Genomic DNA, 1,421 nt, shown 5'->3' with positions numbered 1-1,421 from the left:
AACCAAGGGCACTCTTAGAAGCGAACTTCTTCGTCGCCAGCGGCGCACCGCCCTCGTTCGTGGGGCGTATATAGTCGCCACCCGATCGAGCTGTCAACAGCCAACATCGCTCTTTTTTCGTTTTCTCGTCGAGATATCCGCGACGACAAAAATGGTGAGCTGGCTTGGTTCAATTCCGGCCGATATTTCGTTGCCGGCCATCTCGGCGATCGCAGCCAAAGCCGTCCCGCCGAGCGGATGCGTTCAACCCCCCGAAATCGCCCGTAGCGCTTAGCCGGATGTCGACCACCGCGGGCGCCCGAACCCCGGTTTAGAGCCGTTCCTCTAGCAATTCAGGCGTGATGTTGCGGCCTGCGTAGAAGATGCCCAGGATCAGCACACGCTCGCCATCGACGGCGAAAGCGATGCTGACCGCGCGACGATACCCGATGATCCGCAGCCCCGGCATGATCTCCACCCGTTCAGTGCCGCGCTGTGGAAAAGTCGACAAGCCCAGACAATGATCGCGGATGCCCGCGACAAAATCCCAGGCAACGGCCGGCGACGCACGCTCGGCTATCTCGTCATAGAGTTGTTCGAGTTCCGCTTCCGCGCTCGCGTGGAAGACAATCCGGTATTCCATCCCCTATTTGGCTTTCGCCTGCCGCGCGCGATGACGGGCCTCCAGCCGGGAAAACACCGCTTCGGCAGAGATTCCCTTTGCCGGATCCTGCTTGAGCTCGGCCATGCGAGAAGGGATTTCCTCGCGCAGCCACTTCTCCCGCTCCGCCTCAAAATCCTCGAGCATGCGCAGGCCGGCGCGGACAACTTCGCTGGCATTGTTATAGCGGCCTGATTCGAGCTGCTTCCGGATGAACCGCTCATAGTGCTCGTTCAATGCGTAGTTGGGCAACGGAGCCTCCTGCAGAAATGGGCCAAGCACCCGAGTATAGCAATAGATAGCAGTAATTGACAGTTTTGGTTGATTCGGGCGCGCTTCTTTCTCTGCGATTCGGTGAAAGACCCAGCCGGCCGAATCGGACAGCAATCAAAATGTCGATCAGGCACGCCAACGCCCGAATCGCCATGCGGCCTATTCCAGGATCTCCTCTCTCGCGATTCGCGAGGCTCCTGAGACACGGAACCTGGCTGAGCTTAACTCAACCGGCTAATGCTACTTCGCGCTTGGTTCGCGCACCGGTCTCTAAATGCGTTGTCGCGCTCACTTCGACGGTCATCGGCCGCGTTGCATGAGCTCCAGGAGGCCACAGCCAAGGCCCGAATCATTCAGCACATGGGCGGTCTGATGCGGTGTACGCTTTCGGTGCGGTGTACGCTTTCTTCGTGTCCGATCTGCGATCCCATAAACAAAAACGGCCCGCTTAGATCGGGCCGTTTATTTGGCTTTGCGGGCAGGAATTGGTTTTGTCGGTTGTGGTGGG

General features: G+C 58.8%; 3 protein-coding genes. 1 reads left to right on the top strand and 2 read right to left on the bottom strand.

Going from position 1 to position 1,421, the window contains the following annotated elements:
* A partial coding sequence (locus KVT37_RS31540) for a hypothetical protein (protein ID WP_217578922.1) occupies nt 1-274 on the top strand: 274 nt, incomplete at its 5' end.
* A gap of 36 nt (nt 275-310) precedes the next feature.
* Here KVT37_RS31540 and KVT37_RS31535 read toward each other — a convergent pair.
* Nucleotides 311-622: a type II toxin-antitoxin system RelE/ParE family toxin gene (locus tag KVT37_RS31535; RefSeq protein WP_217578921.1), complete on the bottom strand. Its 312-nt coding sequence runs from the start codon at nt 620-622 to the stop codon at nt 311-313.
* A 3-nt stretch (nt 623-625) separates the two neighbouring features.
* On the bottom strand, nt 626-892 hold the full coding sequence (locus KVT37_RS31530) for a type II toxin-antitoxin system ParD family antitoxin (RefSeq protein ID WP_217578920.1): 267 nt from the start codon (nt 890-892) through the stop codon (nt 626-628).
* Between the last annotated feature and the right edge of the window lie 529 nt (nt 893-1,421).

The organism is Mesorhizobium sp. GbtcB19, from assembly GCF_019091085.1.
Taxonomy (GTDB): domain Bacteria; phylum Pseudomonadota; class Alphaproteobacteria; order Rhizobiales; family Rhizobiaceae; genus Mesorhizobium.
This window is presented reverse-complemented; position numbering and strand designations above follow the sequence as displayed.

Excerpts from the sequence above, each read along its gene's own strand:
- KVT37_RS31535 (WP_217578921.1), bottom strand. The coding sequence starts at position 622 with ATGGAATACCGGATTGTCTTCCACGCGAGCGCGGAAGCGGAACTCGAA.